Source organism: Acidovorax sp. (assembly GCF_046291265.1).
Lineage (GTDB): Bacteria > Pseudomonadota > Gammaproteobacteria > Burkholderiales > Burkholderiaceae_C > Acidovorax.
Genome location: NZ_JBKBTV010000139.1, coordinates 1 through 479, shown reverse-complemented (window position 1 = coordinate 479; position 479 = coordinate 1). Strand labels below are relative to the sequence as shown.

Here is a 479-nt window from a genome sequence, read left to right as displayed (position 1 = left end):
GCGCGGGCCGTGTTGGCGCCAAGCTGGTGGCAGACCCACGCGTACAGTGCGTGAACTTCACAGGCAGCGTGCAAGTTGGTGCGCTTGCGCTACATTGCATATGCACGCGCCGCGCTGCCCCCCCCCCCCCCCCCCCCCCCCCGGGGGGGGGGGGGGGGGGGGGGGGGGGGGGGGGGGGCCACGCAGGGCGGCGCGGAGGTGTTCGGGGTGAACGAGCAGCACCAGCTGGTGGTGCTGCGCGCGGAGCTGGAATGCGACCGGGTGCGGCTGTTCACGCTCACGGTGCGGCTGTCGGACGGGGAGCTGGACAGCGCGGGCACCGTGGTGGTGCACGTGCTGGAGGTGGCGCGCCCGCCTTTGTTCCCGCCCGCCCTGCGCGTGGTGGGGGAGCACGCGGCGCCGCGCACCCCCATCGGCGCGCCCCTGCTGGCCTTCGCGCGCGACGAGCGCGAGACGCTGACCTACCGCTTCGTCAGCGA

General features: G+C 75.4%; 1 protein-coding gene. It reads left to right on the top strand.

What is annotated here, in order from left to right:
• Positions 1-198 precede the first annotated feature (198 nt).
• A partial coding sequence (locus ACK41V_RS23510; protein WP_409786090.1) for a hypothetical protein occupies positions 199-479 on the top strand: 281 nt, incomplete at its 3' end.